At 63.1% G+C, this 16,634-nt stretch carries 14 protein-coding genes; 8 read left to right on the forward strand and 6 right to left on the reverse strand.

Annotation, left to right across the window (positions count from 1 at the left end; translation table 11 throughout):
- Positions 1 to 38: 38 nt before the first annotated feature.
- From NL528_RS31255 to rfaD, 5 genes are all read right to left on the reverse strand, one after another.
- Complete coding sequence (locus NL528_RS31255) at positions 39 to 1,955, reverse strand: nucleoside-diphosphate sugar epimerase/dehydratase (RefSeq protein WP_309178220.1); 1,917 nt, start codon at positions 1,953 to 1,955, stop codon at positions 39 to 41.
- Between the two features lie 84 nt (positions 1,956 to 2,039).
- Positions 2,040 to 3,308, reverse strand: coding sequence for an O-antigen ligase family protein (locus NL528_RS31260; RefSeq protein ID WP_309185088.1), 1,269 nt, complete (start codon positions 3,306 to 3,308; stop codon positions 2,040 to 2,042).
- A 44-nt stretch (positions 3,309 to 3,352) separates the two neighbouring features.
- Positions 3,353 to 4,639 carry an O-antigen ligase family protein gene (locus NL528_RS31265; protein ID WP_375143907.1) on the reverse strand — a complete coding sequence of 429 codons (1,287 nt, stop codon included), beginning with the start codon at positions 4,637 to 4,639 and terminating at the stop codon, positions 3,353 to 3,355.
- The gene (rfaE1, locus tag NL528_RS31270) at positions 4,636 to 6,108 is read right to left on the reverse strand and encodes a D-glycero-beta-D-manno-heptose-7-phosphate kinase (protein WP_309178221.1); all 1,473 of its coding nucleotides are present in this window, start codon (positions 6,106 to 6,108) and stop codon (positions 4,636 to 4,638) included. Before rfaE1 ends, NL528_RS31265 begins: the two co-directional genes overlap by 4 nt.
- A 25-nt stretch (positions 6,109 to 6,133) precedes the next feature.
- Positions 6,134 to 7,114, reverse strand: coding sequence for an ADP-glyceromanno-heptose 6-epimerase (gene rfaD / locus NL528_RS31275; protein WP_309178222.1), 981 nt, complete (start codon positions 7,112 to 7,114; stop codon positions 6,134 to 6,136).
- Between the two features lie 162 nt (positions 7,115 to 7,276).
- Here rfaD and waaF point away from each other — a divergent pair, with 162 nt between their 5' ends.
- Both waaF and NL528_RS31285 read left to right on the forward strand, forming a co-directional pair.
- Entirely contained in the window at positions 7,277 to 8,338 is a 1,062-nt protein-coding gene (gene waaF / locus NL528_RS31280; RefSeq protein WP_309178223.1) for a lipopolysaccharide heptosyltransferase II, read from the forward strand.
- Positions 8,335 to 8,880 (forward strand): HAD family hydrolase, encoded by a 546-nt coding sequence (locus NL528_RS31285; protein WP_309178224.1) that lies wholly within the window; start codon positions 8,335 to 8,337, stop codon positions 8,878 to 8,880. The genes waaF and NL528_RS31285 overlap by 4 nt, the downstream gene beginning before the upstream one ends.
- Here NL528_RS31285 and NL528_RS31290 read toward each other — a convergent pair.
- Positions 8,862 to 9,920, reverse strand: coding sequence for a glycosyltransferase family 4 protein (locus NL528_RS31290; RefSeq protein WP_375143908.1), 1,059 nt, complete (start codon positions 9,918 to 9,920; stop codon positions 8,862 to 8,864). The genes NL528_RS31285 and NL528_RS31290 overlap by 19 nt on opposite strands.
- Positions 9,921 to 10,046: 126 nt before the next feature.
- Here NL528_RS31290 and galE point away from each other — a divergent pair, with 126 nt between their 5' ends.
- From galE to NL528_RS31320, 6 genes are all read left to right on the forward strand, one after another.
- Positions 10,047 to 11,060 (forward strand): UDP-glucose 4-epimerase GalE, encoded by a 1,014-nt coding sequence (galE, locus tag NL528_RS31295; RefSeq protein ID WP_309178225.1) that lies wholly within the window; start codon positions 10,047 to 10,049, stop codon positions 11,058 to 11,060.
- 108 nt (positions 11,061 to 11,168) lie between these two features.
- Positions 11,169 to 12,989: an ABC transporter ATP-binding protein gene (locus tag NL528_RS31300; protein WP_309178226.1), complete on the forward strand. Its 1,821-nt coding sequence runs from the start codon at positions 11,169 to 11,171 to the stop codon at positions 12,987 to 12,989.
- A 46-nt stretch (positions 12,990 to 13,035) separates the two neighbouring features.
- On the forward strand, positions 13,036 to 13,737 hold the full coding sequence (locus tag NL528_RS31305) for a fumarylacetoacetate hydrolase family protein (protein ID WP_309178228.1): 702 nt from the start codon (positions 13,036 to 13,038) through the stop codon (positions 13,735 to 13,737).
- A gap of 633 nt (positions 13,738 to 14,370) precedes the next feature.
- The gene (locus NL528_RS31310; RefSeq protein ID WP_309178229.1) at positions 14,371 to 14,922 is read left to right on the forward strand and encodes an Mpo1-like protein; all 552 of its coding nucleotides are present in this window, start codon (positions 14,371 to 14,373) and stop codon (positions 14,920 to 14,922) included.
- Positions 14,919 to 15,968, forward strand: a complete 1,050-nt coding sequence (locus NL528_RS31315) for an NAD-dependent epimerase/dehydratase family protein (RefSeq protein ID WP_309178230.1) — start codon at positions 14,919 to 14,921, stop codon at positions 15,966 to 15,968. Before NL528_RS31310 ends, NL528_RS31315 begins: the two co-directional genes overlap by 4 nt.
- A 26-nt stretch (positions 15,969 to 15,994) precedes the next feature.
- The gene (locus NL528_RS31320) at positions 15,995 to 16,621 is read left to right on the forward strand and encodes an isoprenylcysteine carboxylmethyltransferase family protein (protein ID WP_309178232.1); all 627 of its coding nucleotides are present in this window, start codon (positions 15,995 to 15,997) and stop codon (positions 16,619 to 16,621) included.
- The last annotated feature ends 13 nt before the right edge of the window (positions 16,622 to 16,634 follow it).

Here is a 16,634-nt window from a genome sequence, read left to right on the forward strand (position 1 = left end):
TGGCTTTCGAGACTGCCCGCGTTGCCGGCGAGGAGGGATTAAGCGGCGTTCGATCCGAATTCCGGCACGGCATCTTTCAGCACGGCCCTGATGGTGGCGCGGTCGTCCTTTGTGATCGCCTGTTCCAGCGCGGCGAGCCAATGGCGCAACGTCTGCATCGGCGGTTCGTTCGGCTTGGCCGCCATGATGCCGGCGACGCCGATTTCGACGGTCGGCTCCTGGCTCGCGAACAGGATCTCGTTCAGCCGCTCGCCCGGCCGCATCCCGGTGAACACCACCTCAATGTCGAGGCCGGGTTCGAGGCCGGACAGCCGGATCATCCGCTCGGCAAGTTCCACGATCTTGACCGGCTGCCCCATGTTGAGCACGTAGACCGAAACGTCCGGGCGCGCCGGCGTCAATGCATGCGTGGCCGCGGTGAGCACCAGGTCGCAGGCTTCGCGGATCGTCATGAAATACCTGACCATGTCCGGGTGCGTAACCGTGACCGGGCCGCCCGCCTCGATCTGCGCCTTGAATTTCGGCACCACCGAACCGTTCGACGCCAGCACGTTGCCGAACCGCACGGAAATCAGGCGCATATGCGGCTTGCCGCGCGATTGTGCGGCCAGCTCACTGTCGAGTGCCTGGCAATACATTTCGGCAAAGCGCTTGGTCAGGCCCAGCATCGAGACCGGTTCGATCGCCTTGTCGGTCGAGATCATCACCATCGCTTCCGCGCCGGCCACCAGCGCCGCATCGGCGACGTTGACCGATCCGAAGATGTTGGTCTTGACCCCCTCGCTCCAGTCGCGTTCGAGAATCGGCACATGCTTCAGCGCGGCGGCATGGAACACGATATCCGGCTTGAAATCGTTCATCAGCCGCAGCACGCGTTCGCGATCCCTTATGTCCGCAATTCGGCCTTCGATCGCAACCCCGGCCCCGCGCGCCGACAGCGCTTCGGTGACGGCATAGAGTGCGGGCTCCGAATTCTCGATGATCAGCAACCGGGCGGCACCGAACGTCGCAACGCGGTCGCAGATCTCCGCCCCGATCGAGCCGCCGCCACCGGTCACGATGACGGCCTTTCCCTTCACCAGCGCCTCGAGACGCGCGTAATCGATCTTCTCGCTGGCACGCAGCAGCAGATCCTCGACCACAACGTTGGTCAGCCGCGGCACGTCGCCGCTTTCCAGCGACGGCAGGCGGCTGACCATCAATCCCAGCCGCTTCGCGCGCATCAAGACCGATTCGGGATGCGCGTCGGGATCGAACGCCGACGGTGTCATCACGACCCGCGCAATTGGCTTGCCGCGCCTGTCATAGTCGCGAATCACATCCTCGACATCATCTATACCGCCGAGCACCGGAACATTGCGTATCGACTGGCCGCGGTCCGACATCGACGGAGATAGCACGCCGACCGGCCAAAGGTGCTTGACCGCACCACTCTCGATCCCGCGCAGCAGGACCTCGGCATCCGCGGCACGGCCGATCAACAGCGCGGACAATGCCCCTTCGGTACGGGCGTGGCGGCGAACCCGTGTATAGCGGAAATAGCGATAGCCAAAGCGCAACGCGCTCAGCGAAAATACCTCGAGAAACCAGTAGAGAACGATGGTTACCCGGCCAAGGAAAACCGGTCCATGAATGTTCGGCGCCACGAAAATAAAAACATAATCCATCACCACGAGCGCGAGCGTCAAAACCGAAGCCGCGCGCAGGATATTGAGGGCGTCGGGCAGCGAGATGAAGCGCCACTTCGTCGTCGTCAATTTGAAGACGTAGCAAACCACGACGCTGAACACGACGAAATAGGGCAGCACGCGCAGCAGAAGCGGCAGACGCGCGAAAAAGGCGTCGCTTCCCTCGAAGCGCAGGTAAAAGCTCGCGAACAATGCAAACGTCGTCGCCAGCGCGTCATGGATCGCGATCAAAAGATTGCGTGATTTCAATTGCGTAAAACGCGTCATCTTATTGACCAACGACAAGATTATCCGAATTCGCGGGACGCCCCGGGCCCGCTGATAGCTTATCTCGCCGTCGCATGCCAGCGCTCATGACCGGACCGCGCTTCCCGGTTCCCTCGCGGCCTTGCCGAAATTCTCCCTCAGCATCGCACCGCCGGCAACACCAACGCCCAGCACGTACATCCAGCCCTCGTGAAAATCGAACAGATGCGAGTTGAACAGCGAGCTGAAGAAATTCTGCAGCACGACCATCAGGCCGATCCAGGCCACCAGCCCTTCGCCGCGAAACAGCAGCAAATGCACGAGCCACATCGCGTACAGGATGACGACCCCGACTGAGCCCCACTGTACCGCGACATTCAGGGTTTGGTTATGCGGATTCCCGATCACCTGGCCGGCGGCGAGCACCGCAGGGCCGGTGGCAGCCGCCTCGAACAGTCCGCGCGTCGATCCGGTCCCGTGCCCAATCAGCGGCGCCTCGGCGAAGAAGTGCAGCGATTTCCTGTAGAATTCCAGCCGAACGCCGATCGACGTGGGCTGATTGAGTTCCTTGTATATCCGGTAATCCCGCGTGAACTTCTCGGTGGTTGCCTGCAATTGCGGCGACGCCGTCCAGGCCAGCGCCGCCAGCACGACCGTGCCTGCGAACAGGATGACGTTGGTGCGCCATTTCAGATGCATCAGCGCGAACACGGCGAGCATGACCGGCATGGTGACCAGCGCGGTGCGCGACACGACGACGAAGGTCATGTTGACGATGAAACTCACGGAGATGGCGATCAGCAACAGCGCCTGCCGGTTTTTCCGGTCCCGCAGCAGGATGACGATCGGATAGACCAGCGCCACCGCACACAACGCGAATTCCTGGCTTTGGTCGATGTAATTCTTGACGAAGATGCCCCGCTCGGCATCGCCGTGCTTGAGCGAGAGACCGGGGTCGAGCAGCACCAGCCAGGATACCGCCATCAACAGCGTGCAGGAGATCAGGAAGGCCGCAAATACCCACAGACCGCGCTTCGTTCGTTCGAAGTGATAGAGCAGCAATGGCAGCGCGAGCAGCTTGGTGACCGGACTCAAGGCATAGAGGCGCACGCCCCATGGCGCGTCCGACCACAGGGTTCCGACCGCTGCCAGCACGACGAGCGCGATCGGCAGCATGCAAACCGGGCGTCTTAACGAAGCCAGGAATGGACGCACCTCCAGGGTGTAAACGAGCGCGACGAGCCAGACGATCATGACGATGGCGACGCCGCTGGTCGACCACGGCAACAGCGCCGCGACCAGAACCGCGACCAGATCCACGTTCAGAATCCGGGCTACCGGATCGTGCCGCGCTGAAAGCACCTGTGAAAACATCGAGCCGATCGACGTTTTTTCCCGGCTTCGGTCATTTTGCGTCATCATGGCCCGAACGGCTCCGTCGATGCGCGGCGCTGTTTCGCAGCAAGCGTCATGCCGCCGGCTACTCCGACGCCGAGCACGTACATCCATCCCTCATGGAAATCGAACAGGTGCGAATTGAACAACGAGGTGAAGATATTTTGCACGACGACCAGCAGCCCGATCCACGCGACGAGGCCTTCGCCGCGGAACAGCAGCAGATGAACGAGCCACATCGCGTAGAGCAGGACGACCCCGATCGTGCCCCACTGCACCGCGACGTTCAGCGTCTGGTTATGCGGATTGCCGATGACCTGGCTGGTCGCGGAATAGGTTATGCCGGTGGCGGCCTGCTCGAATAATCCTCGGGTCGAGCCAGTGCCGTGGCCGATGAAAGGTGCTTCCATGAAGAACCGCAGCGATTTTCGCCAGAACTCCAGCCGGATTCCGATCGAGGTCGGAACGTTTCCCGTCTTGTAGAGACGATAGTCCGTAAAGAAGCTCTCGGTTTTCAACCGCAATTGCGGTGATGTCGTCCAGGCCAGTCCCGACAGCAAAGTCACCATGCCAAAGATCATAAGGCTGGTCCGCCATTTCAGGTGCAGCAGCGCAAAAACCGCCAGCATGATCGGCATCGTGACCATCGCCGTCCGGGAAACGGTGACAAACGTCATGTTGACGACGAACCCAACTGCGATCGCGCCCAGCAACAGCGCCAGCCGGATCTTTTTCGCCCGCAGCAGGCCGATGATCGGATAGGCCAGCGCGACCGCGCATAGTGCAAACTCCTGGCTCTGGTCGATGTAGTTCTTGACGAAAATGCCGCGCGCGGCTTCCTCGACCGGCTTGAGCGAAACGGCTGGATCAAATGCGACGACCGACGACATCACCACCAGCAGCACGCAGGACACCAGGAAGGCTGACAACACCCACATCCCGCGCGCCGAGCGTTCGAAATGATAAAACAGCCCTGGCAGCACCAGCAGCTTGATGGTGGGGCTGACCGCGTAGAGCCGCGCGCCCCACGGCGCGTCCGACCATAGGGTCCCGAGCAGCGCCAGCGCCACGAGCGCGAACGGCAGGAAGCAGATCGGGCGCTTCAGCGATTGCAAATAGATGCCGTAGTCCAGCATCAGCGCAGCGGACCCGAGCCAGCACAGCACGAAGATCGCAACGAGCGACGTCGACCAGGGCAGCGCCAGCGCGGTCAGTACCGCGAAGACATCCGCTATCGTTACCCATGTCGCCGGCGACAGCCTAAGCCGCAGCACCCGCGATATCGGCGACATCGCAGCGTCCGCGCTCACGGCTTGCCTCCGCGCGCCCGATCGACCAGCGACGTCGTGCTGTGGCCCGGCAGGATGTCGACCAGCACGACTTCGCCGCCGCAGGCTTCGACGATCTCAAAACCTACGACCTGCTCGCGGGTGTAGTCGCCGCCCTTGACCAGCACGCTCGGCCGCACCTTCGTGATCAGATCGATCGGCGTGTCCTCCTCGAACATCGCGACCAGATCGACCGCCTCCAGCGCCGCCAGCACTTCCGCCCGCGCGCGTTCGTCCTGCACCGGACGTCCCTCGCCCTTCAGCCGCCGCACCGAGGCGTCGCTGTTCAGCCCAACGATCAGGCGGTCGCAGGCGCGGCGCGCCGCGGTCAGTACCTTGACGTGGCCGGGATGCAGAATGTCGAAGCAGCCATTGGTAAAGCCAATGCGCAGGCCCTGCCTGCGCCAGTCCAGGAGATGCGCGCCGAGGTCGCCGCCGGCCGCAACGATTTTTTCCTCGGCGACCAATGCCGCATGCGGCAGGATTTTTCGCCGCAGCTCGGCCGCCGTGACCGTGGCCGTGCCCTTCTTGCCGACGGCGACCGCGGCGGCGGCATTCGCCATCCGCAGCGCGGTTTCCCAATCGGCCTTGGCCGCCAGCGTCAGCGCCAACGCCGCGGCAACGGTGTCGCCCGCGCCGGAGACGTCGCGTACCCTGACGGGAAGCGCCGGCACGTGGATCGCCTCACCGTTGCGCACGACCAGGGTCATGCCATGCTCGCTTTGGGTCACCAGCATGGCTTCGCAATCGGCCAGAACCATCGCGTCCCGCGCCGCGGCGGCGATACTCGCATCGCTATCGGCACGGCTGCGGGTCGCCTCCGCGAATTCCCTGCGATTGGGGGTCAGCAGGGTGGCGCCGCGATAAATCGCGAAATTGGCGCTCTTGGGATCGACGATCACGCGTTTGCCTAGTTTTTTCGCGGCGTCGATGATGTTGCGGATCACGCGCGCCGTCAGCACGCCCTTGGCATAGTCCGAGAGCAGCACGATATCGGCGCGCGCAAGCTGCGGCAGGATGGCGTCAATCAGGTTTTGCTCGGTATCGGCCGCGGCGGGCTGTGCCTGCTCCCAGTCCGCGCGGAGCATGTGGGTGGAAAAATGCTCGGAGACGAACCGCACCTTTCGCGTCGTCGGGCGCGTGCGATCGCACACCAGAACTGCTTCGATCCGGTCTTCCCGCGCCAGCTCGGCCTTGAGTCTTGCGCCCGCCTCGTCGTCGCCGACCAGGCCTGCGAAGATGCAACGTCCGCCGAGCGAGGCGATATTGCGCGCCACATTGCCGGCGCCGCCGACATTGGTCTCGCTGCGCTGGACCGCAATCACGGGCGCCGGCGCTTCCGGCGAAATCCTGGACACCTCGCCATAGACGAATTCGTCGAGCATGAGGTCGCCGACGCAGAGCACGGTCTGGCTGGCAATCGCTTGCGACAGGGCTTCAAAATCGAACATGTTTTTTTCGTACCCTAAAAGCCCGTCAGCGATAGCGATCGGCCGAATCGAGAAAACCCTTCACGTAGGCGCCGACCGCGTCTTCCAGCGCCGTGAAGCCGCCATTGTAACCGGCGTGCCGCAGCCGATCGGCCTTGCTCTCCGTGAAATATTGATAGCTGCCGCGAATCTGTTCGGGCATGTCGACATAGTGGATGTTCGGTTTGCTGCCGAGCGCGGCATAGGCCGCGAGCATCAGATCCCGAAAGCTGCGCGCGGTGCCGGTGCCGACATTGAACAGCCCGGAGACCTGCGGGGTCGCCAGCAGCCACATCATCACGCGCACGACGTCGTCGACATAGATGAAATCGCGCCGCTGGTCGCCGTCCACGATGCCCTCGCGGTGCGACTTGAACAGCTGCACCGGGCGCCCGGCCTTCACATCGTCGAAGCGCCGCGCCAGCACGCTCATCATCGTGCCCTTGTGATATTCGTTGGGGCCGAACACGTTGAAGAATTTCAGCCCGGCCCATTGCGGCGGCAGTTTTTCGTCGCGCGCGGCGCGCTCGGCCAGCGCCATGTCGAACAGGTTCTTGCTCCAGCCGTAAAGATTCATCGGCCGCAGCCGCTTCAGCGCCTCGACCGATCCGTCATCGTCAAATCCGTGCTCGCCATTGCCATAGGTCGCCGCCGACGACGCGTAGATCAGCGGCGTCGCATTCGCCGTGCACCAGTCGAGCAGCCGCATCGACAGCCGGAAATTGGTCTCTATCACGAGATCGCCGTCGGTCGCCGTGGTCTCGGAAATCGCGCCGAGGTGAATGACGGCATCGAGCCGCCGGCCTTTCAGCCAGTCCGTCAATTCAGCCGGCGGGACGACATCGGCGAGCTGGCGCTTGGCCAGATTGCGCCATTTGCCGTCCTGTCCGAGTATGTCGCAGACCGCGACATCGCTACGGCCGGCGTCGTTCAACGCGGCCACGACGTTCGATCCGATAAAACCGGCGCCACCGGTCACCAGCAACATGCCATCCCCTGCCCTGATTGTGCGGCGCCAGCTTTGCCCCACTCGCGGCCGGCAGGCAACTTGGGTTGTTGGGCGTAGTGAAGGCGGCCGGCGTCACTTTACCTCCCGCCGTGGAGCGGTTACCGACGGGGCCGGAATCCGCCGGACGCTGCGTACAAAGATATGAATATAGATTCAATACATGGGATCGAGACCGAGGATGCTGGCGACACCCGCCCGATCCTGATCGTTCCCTATATGTGGATCGGCGACTTCGTCCGCGGCCATACGGTGGTGCGCGTGCTCAGGAAGCGCTGGCCGAACCGGCCGGTCGATCTGCTGGTGACCTCGCTCTGCGCCCCCTTGGTCGATTACATGCCAGGCGTCCGTTCCGGGATCGTCTGGGACCTGCCGCGCAGCCGGCTTGCGGTGGCCCGGCAGCGGGGGCTGGCGGCGGAATTGCGCGCGAAGGGCTATGGAACCGCCCTGGTGCTGCCCCGCACCTGGAAGGCGGCGATTGCGCCGGCGCTGGCCGGTATCCCGGAACGGGTCGGCTTCTTCGGCGAAGCCCGGTTCGGGCTCATCAACCGGATGCGCTGGGGCGAAAAGGCGCTGCCCCGGTTTATCGACAAGAATGCCGCGCTGGCATTGCCGCACGGCGCAAGACTGCCGCCGGAATGGCCGGTGCCGCAGCTTCGGGTTCCCCAGGACGAAATCGACCACTGGCGGCGGGCCAATGGGCTGGGCAGCGGTCCTGCGGTGGCGCTGGCGCCGGGCTCGGTCGGCGCCTCCAAGCGCTGGACCTATTATCCACAGGCCGCAAAACTTCTGGCCGAACGCGGCCTCGATGTCTGGGTGGTTGGCGGTCCCGGCGAAAAGCCGCTGGCGCAGCAGATCACAGCGATCGGCGGCCCGCGCGTCCGCGACCTCACCGGGACCGATCTGCGCAATGGCATTATGGCAATGGCTGCAGCCGACATCGCGATCTCCAACGATTCCGGCCTGATGCACATCGCGGCCGCGATCGGCACGCCGACCATGGGCATTTTCGGCCCCACCAGCCCCTATCTCTGGGCGCCGCTGAACGGCCTCGCCGCGACAGTGCTGCAGACCAAAACGGTGCTGCCGTGCCAGCCCTGCCAGCGCACGGTCTGCACCATGAACGACCATCGTTGCATGCGTGACATTTCCGCCTTCGACGTCGTCGAGATCACGCAACGCGTGCTGCGCGAGGCGACAACATGATGACCGTCATCGATCCAGCCCGTTTCATTCCAAGACCCGCCGCCTTTCTCGACCGCGATGGCGTCATCAACCATGACGACGGGTATATGGGCACGCAAGAGCGGATTCGCTGGATCCCGAATGCAGCGAAGGCAATCCGCCGGTTGAATGACGCTGGCTATTTCGTGTTCTTCTTCACTAATCAATCCGGGGTCGCGCGCGGTTACTTTACCGAGAGTGACCTCAATAAGCTGCACGACTGGATGCTTGCCGAACTCGCCGCTCAAGGCGCCGTCGTTGACGACATCAGATATTGCCCGCATCATCCCGCGGGCACCGTCGCCGGCTATCTCGAAGACCATCATTGGCGCAAACCCGCGCCTGGCATGATCCACGATTTGATGCAGCACTGGCCGGTGCGCCAGGAAGGCAGCTTTGTCATCGGCGACCGCAAGACCGACATCGAGGCGGCGGAGGCCGCGGGCCTGCCGGGCTTTCTGTTCGCGGGCGGCGACCTCGATGCGTTCGTCGCCGACGTGATGGCTCAGACGAGCGTGCGATAGACCGCGGCGATCTGGTTCGCCTCCGCATCGAGGCTGAACTTTTCAACCACGCGCGCTCGCGCACGCATCCCCATCGCCGCGGCCCACGCCGGCTCGCGCACCAGCGGCTCCAGCGCCGCCACCAGCGCGTCGACGTCGCCGGGCGGCGTCAGCACGCCGGTGACGCCATCCTCGACCACGAATTCGGCCGCGCCGGCCCGCGACGCCACCAGCGCCGCACCTGCCGCCATCGCCTCGAGCAGCGTCAGGCCAAAGCCTTCGTTGCGCGAGGTGAAGGCGTAGATCGTCAGCCGCTGGTACCAACGCTGCACTTGCTCGATCTCCAATTCGCCGGTGATGACGATGCGCGACTGCAGCCCGACGGCCTCAATCCGCGCTCTCAGTTCGTTGGCAAAACCTTGCTGTTCGGGCACGACAGCGCCGACGATCACGGCGGTGAAATCGGGATAGCGCGGCAGCAAGCGGCACATCGCGTCGACAAAAACGTCGCTACCCTTTTGCGCGCGCACCCGGCCGAAGCAGCCGATCGCGTAGCGGCCGGGCAAATTCGCTTCCGCGAACGCCGCCGCGCGATCCGGCGGCGGCGCATAACGGTCGGTGTCGACGCCGTGCATCACCACCGTCGCTTCCCGCTTGAGGAAGCCGGCCGACAGCGCGCTGGTGGCGATGATCGCGTCCATCCGGCGGATCAGCCAGCGCGTCAAAGCGGTATGGTGCCGTTGCGCCGCCGAGGTGAACACGAGCTTCAGCGGCCAGCCCAGCGACCGCAGCAGCAGGCCCGCGATCATCTCGTCGTTGCGTCGCGCGTGCCAGATCAGCGGCGTGCGGTGGCGCCACAATTTCAGCAGTTCCGCAAACCCGATCCGCGCGATGCCGTCAGGCTCATGGGGCCCGAGCCACGCCGCGCGGAACATCCCGGCGAGTTTCGGCGCCACCATCCGGTTGGTCGCGGTGACGCCCGAATAGCGCCTGTGCAAATTCGGCACGATCAGCTGCAGACCTTGGGCCTGATTTTGGGCCAGATTGTTCTCGATCGGCACGTCGGGCTCCGTTTGCGCAAGTTCCTATACGCAACATTAAGCATAGTGACCAGTTCGCAGCCCGCGAAACATACTCTTCACCGCGTCCCCGCTAGCATCCCGCCCATAATCGGGAGAGGTGAGCTCATGACCGTGCTCGTCACCGGCGGCGCCGGCTACATCGGAAGTCATATGGTTCTAGCACTGGCGGAAGCCGGCGAGAGCGTTGTCGTGATCGACAATCTGTCCACCGGATTTTCCGCCTTCCTGCCCGGAGGCGTGCCGCTGTTCATCGGCGACGCCGGCGACGAGAATCTCGTCGAGGGCGTGATCGCCCAGCACGGCGTCGAGAGCATCATTCATTTCGCCGGCTCCGTGGTGGTGCCGGATTCGATGCGCGATCCGCTCGCCTACTACCGCAACAACACCATGACCACCCGCAGCCTCCTCAATGCCGCGGTCAAGGGCGGCGTCAGCCGTTTCATCTTCTCATCGACGGCGGCGGTCTACGGCAATCCGGACCAGGTGCCGGTGCCCGAGCACGCGCCGACCCGTCCGCTGTCGCCCTACGGCTCGTCGAAACTGATGACCGAGATCATGCTGCATGACGTCGCCTCCGCGCATGGCATGAGCTATGCCGTGCTGCGCTACTTCAACGTCGCCGGCGCCGATCCTATGGGCCGCATCGGGCTCGCTACCCTCGGCGCCACCCATCTGCTCAAGATCGCGGTCGAGGCGGCCACCGGCCAGCGCGCCAAGATCGACGTGTTCGGCACCGATTATCCGACACCGGACGGCAGCTGCATCCGCGACTTCATCCACGTCAGCGACCTGGCCCAGGCGCATCGCGCCGCGTTGTCTTACCTGCGCGGCGGCAGCACTTCGGTGACGCTGAATTGCGGTTACGGTCGCGGCTATTCGGTGATGGAAACCATCGAGGCGGTGCGCCGTGTCTCGTTGCGTAATTTCGCGGTTCAGTATGCGCCGCGCCGGCCCGGCGACATCATGGCCATGGTCGCCGATACCAGCCGCATCCGTTCGACGCTGGACTGGACGCCGCAATATGACGATCTCGACACCATCGCCGCCCACGCGCTGGCCTGGGAGGAGAAGCTGTTCCGCGAGCGCGGCGGCCTGCTCCAGCACGCGGAATCGGCGTAAAATCAAGCGCTTATTTGGCTTGAAAAACCGCGTCATTGCGGGCAAGGAGTCACCGCAGCAGCCCTGACACGCAGGTAGTCTTAAGCCTGCGCCGTCGATGGAACGCGGATGACCGAACTGCCAACGAAAATTACTGCGAAAATCACTGACGATCCCTATGGGGCGGCGATCCTGATTCGCCGCCTGGTGGCCGAACAGGGCCTCGTTTATTGGCGGCGCTATCTGCTGGCATTCGCCCTGATGGGGATCGCGGCGGCGACCACCGCCGGTTCCGCCTATATGCTCGGCCAGGTCATCAACAAGGCCTATGTCGACAAGGATGTGCGCGGCATCGCGATCCTGTCGCTGGTCACCATCGTGATCTTCACGCTGAAAGGGGCGGCGACCTACGGCCACACCGTGATCCTGCAGCAGATCGGCAACGCCATCCTCGCCAACAACCAGCGGGCGCTGTTCGCCAAGCTGATGAGCGAAAACATCGCGTTCTTCTCCGAGCGGCATTCCTCGGAATTTCTGGCGCGGCTGACCGCCGGCGCCACCTCGGTGACCCAGGTGCTCAATCTCCTGATCAACGCGATCGGCCGCGACCTGCTGTCGCTGATCGCGCTCGTCGTCGTGATGCTGACGACCGACCCCTACATGGCGCTCCTCGGTTTCGCCGTGGCGCCGCCGGCGATGATCGTGCTGCGCAAGCTGGTGAAACGCATCAAGGGCCTGGCCCACAACCAGTTCGCCGGCACCGCCGATATTCTGGAAACCATGCAGGAATCGCTGCAGGGCATCCGCACCGTCAAGGCCTTCACGCGGGAAGCGTCGATGCGCGAGCGCATCGACGCCAGCATCAACGAGGTCGAGCGCAACGCCAACAAGATGGCGCGGGTTTCCAACCGCTCCACCCCGCTGATGGAAATGCTGGGCGGTTTCGCGATCGCGGGCGGCTTGATGTATGGCGGCTATCGCGTGGTCGCGATGGGCGCCTCGCCGGGCCAGTTCTTTTCGTTCCTGACCGCGTTCCTGTTGGCCTACGAGCCGGCCAAGCGGCTGGCGCGGCTCAACATCGAATTGAACAGCAACCTGGTCGGCGCGCGAAAACTGCTGGAAATCGTCGACAGCCCGTCCACCGAACCTGCCGAAGACGACAAGCCGACGCTGCGACTGACCGACGCCCGCGTCGAGTTCCGCGACGTGACCTTCGCCTATCGCGCCAACGAGCCGGTGCTCCGCCGCATGAGCTTTGTCGCCGAGCCCGGCAAGACCACCGCCCTGGTCGGGCCGAGCGGCGGCGGCAAGTCGACGGTGCTGGCGCTGTTGCTGCGGCTCTATGAGGTCAACCAGGGCGACATCCTGATCGACGGCCAAGCGATCTCGGGCGTGTCGCGCCAGTCGCTGCGGCAGCAGACCGGCTATGTCGGGCAGGACGTCTATCTATTCCGCGACACCATCGGCGCCAACATCGCCTTCGGCAAGGTCGGCGCGACGCAGGACGAGATCGTGGCCGCCGCCAAGGCCGCCTGCGCGCACGACTTCATCATGGGCTTTCCGCAGGGCTACGACACCCCGGTCGGCGAGCACGGCGCCCAGCTATCCGGCGGCCAGCGCCAGCGCGTCGCGGTGGCACGCGCCCTGATCAAGAACGCGCCGGTCATCCTGCTCGATGAGGCGACCGCCGCACTGGATTCGGAATCCGAAAAGGCGGTGCAGGAAGCGATCGAGCATCTCTGCCGGAACCGCACCACCATCGTCATCGCCCACCGCCTGCACACCATCATGCACGCCGACGCCATTCTGGTGGTCGAGGGCGGCGAGATCGTCGAGCACGGCCAGCATGACGACCTGTTGCGGCGCGGCGGCCGCTACGCCTCGTTCTTCCGCCTGCAGCATCGCGACACCGCCCTCCCCAGTCTGGCGCCGATCACCGCAACCGCGTAAAGCTAGCGCCTGCATTTCCGTAACCCACCCCGCCGAGACCATTTTCATGAACGCCACCTCCTACGTCATTCCCGCTCTCCCGCAGCCTTCGCTTCCCGTCGTCGGCGAACAGAAATCCTATCCGGTCCGCCGCATCTGGTGCGTCGGGCGCAATTATCTCGAGCACATCCGCGAGATGGGCAATGACGAGCGGGCGCCGCCGTTCTTTTTCGCCAAGCACGCCGACATGCTGGTGCCGGACGGCGCCACGATTCCCTACCCGCCGCTGACCAAGGACCTGCATCATGAGGTCGAGCTGATCGTCGCTATGAAGAACGGCGGCCTCAACATCTCGGCCGACAAGGCGCTCGACCATGTCTACGGCTATGCGGTCGGCATCGACCTCACCCGCCGCGACCTGCAGATTGCCTCGCGCAAGAAGGAGCGGCCGTGGGAAGTCGGAAAATCCTTCGACTATTCCGCGCCCTGCTCCGCGCTGCAGCCGGCTTCCAAGATCGGCCATCCTTCGAAAGGCAAGATCTGGCTCACGGTCAACGGCACCGAAACCCAGAAGGGCGACCTCACCGAACTGATCTGGAACGTGCCGGAAATCATCTGGCAGCTATCGCAGCAGGTCGCACTCGCCGCCGGCGACATCATCATGACGGGAACGCCGGCCGGCGTCTCCCAGCTTCACCCCGGCGACAGAATCGAATGCGGCGTCGACGGCGTCGGCACGCTGAAGGTTTCGATCGGCAACCCGGAATAAAGCTGGCGGCATTCAGAAATCAAAAAGGCCCCTGACCTGTCCGGGGCCTTTTTTGCATGCAGGTCACGCCAACGAGCGACCGTCGCTGAATTCGACGGAATCTCGGCAATCTTCACTTTCTTGCCGTCATTGCGGCTCGCTTTGCGGCTACTCGGCGGGTTCGCGCAGACTATGTTCCAATTCCTCAATCAGCCACGCTAACCTTACCGAGGTCGTGGGATCAGATGCTCCCCGCTTCAGCAATCGTTGCCAGCAGGATAAATCATTGGGTCGCTCCTTTCTGTTCCCTGCAATCTACCCCTTCTCGATCTCGGGTATTATCCTGCGCCAATTGGAGGTACTCTGAGGCTGAACGGCAACACCTGCGAGAAAAATTCGGCGCAACGTGCGGCCATTCCGGAGACCCGTTTCATGATCTACCTTGTAGTCTGTTAGTCGTTTGAATTACCGCACGATTTTTGAATGCCGGCGGCGGCGTCGCGCGCTCGATGGGCACAGCGAACATTCGTGGGCGCGCTTTGACTTGAGGCCGATTCCCACGTTTAACTGCCACCATGTTTCCGCCGGGGGCTATCAAATGCGCATGATAAATCTTGCCGCCTCTGCCGACACAACAGGTGAAGCGAGCGGCGCATGAGTTCATATTTTCGGCGGCAGCTTGCGGATTACGTTGAATATCATCGCGACCCCTGGAATTGCGCGATGCATGTCTTGGGCATCGTGTTATTGTTCCTCGCTGCCATTCTTCCGCTCAGCCTGTGGTCTATCACCGTATTCGGGATCCAAACCAGCGTGGCGACCATCGCTGTTGTACCGGTGCTCATCTATTGGTTCCTGCTCGATTTCGCGCTTGGGGCCGCGATCATAGGGGCTTCGATTGTATTGCTTTCAGCCGCTGCCATGATCGTCAGTCATGCGACGACTGCCGGCATGTGGTCGCTTACCGCCATCATGATTGTGATTGGCGTTGCATCGCAGATTATTGGGCACCGGGTGTTCGAGCGTCGGCAACCGGCGCTGGTCGACAATCCGACCCATCTGTTGCTCGGACCGACATTTGTAATGGCGAAATTGTTTATCGCGCTCGGATTTCGCCGCGATCTCGCCATTATAATTCAGGAGCGTCCGCAAAGCTCTTCATCGTTTTCTCAACAAGGTCGGCTTGAGCCGCACCCGCCTGCATGACACGGATACTGGTTACAGGCGGCAGCGGCTTCATCGGAAAGTACCTCGTTTCGGCGCTTGTCGCGCGAGATCGACAGGTGAGGGTTCTCGATCTTCACCTACCGCCCCGCGCCTTGCCCCAGGTTCAGTATGTCGGCGGGTCGGTACTTGATCGGGAGTTGGTGCACAGTGCGATGGACGGAATCGACGAGGTTTATCACCTTGCCGGGCTGCCCGGAATGTGGCTGCCCCGAAAGGATGATTTTCATACCGTCAACTGCGGTGGCACCGAAATCGTCATTGAGACGGCGCGCAAGCGCGGCGTAAAGCGCTTCTTGCACTGCTCGACAGAGTCCATTCTGTTCCGCGCCTCGCCGTTGAGCGCTTCTCTCGCGGACGATGCGTTCCTGCCTGACGACATGCCGGGTCCATATACGCGCTCGAAAATGCTCGCCGAACGGTTCGTTATGCAGGTCGCGGCATCCGGGTATCCGGTGGTTATTGGCTGTCCGACGATGCCGATCGGGCTTCATGACCACAATGTCACCCCGCCGATGGCGATGCTCCGGCATTTTCTCGGCCGCCGTCTTCAATTGTATCTTGATTTCGTCGTGAACCTCGTCGATGTGCGCGACGTCGCCGAAGGGCTGATGCTTGCCATGGAGAGCGGACAGGTTGGACATCGTTACATCCTCGGCGGCGAAACCATCCGGCTGAAACGGGTTCTCGAACTCATGGCGGCGATCAGTGGCCGCCGCGCTGGGCGCCTCAAGGTTAGCGGCCGACTTGCCGAAATGGTCGCCGCAATGTTGGAATTCATCGCCGATAATGTGACAGGCCGACCTCCCTCCGGTACCGCCGAAGGCGTTCGGATTGCATTGCGGGCCGAGGCCTTGTCGATCGGTAAAGCGCGACGCGAGCTTGGCTACGCGCCACGCCCCGTCGAACCCGTGTTGCGGGAAACCATTGCGCATCTGCTCGGCGCCGGCCAAAATCAGCCCGAACGGGGCTCATCGGCGAGCCCGAGTACCCAACCGCTTCACACCACACGCCGGTTTGGCATTTGATCCAGTCGCGCGATACGGTGTCTGACATGCTGCACGATCCCCACCAATGGTTAGCTTTCGTCTGGAGTGGCTGGACCGCGACCTGGCCTACCCAGTTGCTCGCGGTGATCTGGATTGCATGGGTCGTCAGCTGGGTCTTGGCGTCTTTCTGGTCCGGTCGTACGAAGAAACAGGTGATGACCTGGGACTCGCGGAGGTACCGCATTCCCATTCTCGCGGGCGCCGTTCTTTTCACGCCCTGGACAAGTCAGGTGTTGGGCGAAAAGCCGCTCTGGCAATTTGGTAATTTCGGTGTCTACGTGATGGCGGCCCTGACGCTTGCCGGGATCTCCTTCACATGGTGGGCGAGAATTCATCTCGGGCGCTTTTGGTCGAACGCGATCACTCGCAAAGAGGGCCATCGGGTTATTGACACGGGCCCATATGGCCTCGTGCGTCACCCGATCTATACCGGGCTGATCGCGGGAATGCTGGCGACAGGCATTGCGGTCGGAACACTGACCGCGATGCTGGGTGCGGTGCTGATCTCGCTCGGCATGTGGCAGAAGGCCCGCATGGAGGAAGGCTTCCTCACGACTGAGCTCGGCGCCGAAGCGTATGGATCGTATTGCCGGCGCGTTCCGATGCTGGTTCCATTTCTGCCACCCCGCTGACGCCGCAGGACAG

Source organism: Bradyrhizobium sp. Ash2021 (assembly GCF_031202265.1).
GTDB lineage: Bacteria > Pseudomonadota > Alphaproteobacteria > Rhizobiales > Xanthobacteraceae > Bradyrhizobium.

Coding starts and splice junctions, on each gene's coding strand:
- NL528_RS31255 (WP_309178220.1), bottom strand. CDS start 1,955: ATGACGCGTTTTACGCAATTGAAATCACGCAATCTTTTGATCGCGATC.
- NL528_RS31260 (WP_309185088.1), bottom strand. CDS start 3,308: ATGTTTTCACAGGTGCTTTCAGCGCGGCACGATCCGGTAGCCCGGATT.
- rfaE1 (WP_309178221.1), bottom strand. CDS start 6,108: ATGTTCGATTTTGAAGCCCTGTCGCAAGCGATTGCCAGCCAGACCGTG.
- rfaD (WP_309178222.1), bottom strand. CDS start 7,114: ATGTTGCTGGTGACCGGTGGCGCCGGTTTTATCGGATCGAACGTCGTG.
- waaF (WP_309178223.1), top strand. CDS start 7,277: ATGAATATAGATTCAATACATGGGATCGAGACCGAGGATGCTGGCGAC.
- NL528_RS31285 (WP_309178224.1), top strand. CDS start 8,335: ATGATGACCGTCATCGATCCAGCCCGTTTCATTCCAAGACCCGCCGCC.
- galE (WP_309178225.1), top strand. CDS start 10,047: ATGACCGTGCTCGTCACCGGCGGCGCCGGCTACATCGGAAGTCATATG.
- NL528_RS31300 (WP_309178226.1), top strand. CDS start 11,169: ATGACCGAACTGCCAACGAAAATTACTGCGAAAATCACTGACGATCCC.
- NL528_RS31305 (WP_309178228.1), top strand. CDS start 13,036: ATGAACGCCACCTCCTACGTCATTCCCGCTCTCCCGCAGCCTTCGCTT.
- NL528_RS31310 (WP_309178229.1), top strand. CDS start 14,371: ATGAGTTCATATTTTCGGCGGCAGCTTGCGGATTACGTTGAATATCAT.
- NL528_RS31315 (WP_309178230.1), top strand. CDS start 14,919: ATGACACGGATACTGGTTACAGGCGGCAGCGGCTTCATCGGAAAGTAC.
- NL528_RS31320 (WP_309178232.1), top strand. CDS start 15,995: ATGCTGCACGATCCCCACCAATGGTTAGCTTTCGTCTGGAGTGGCTGG.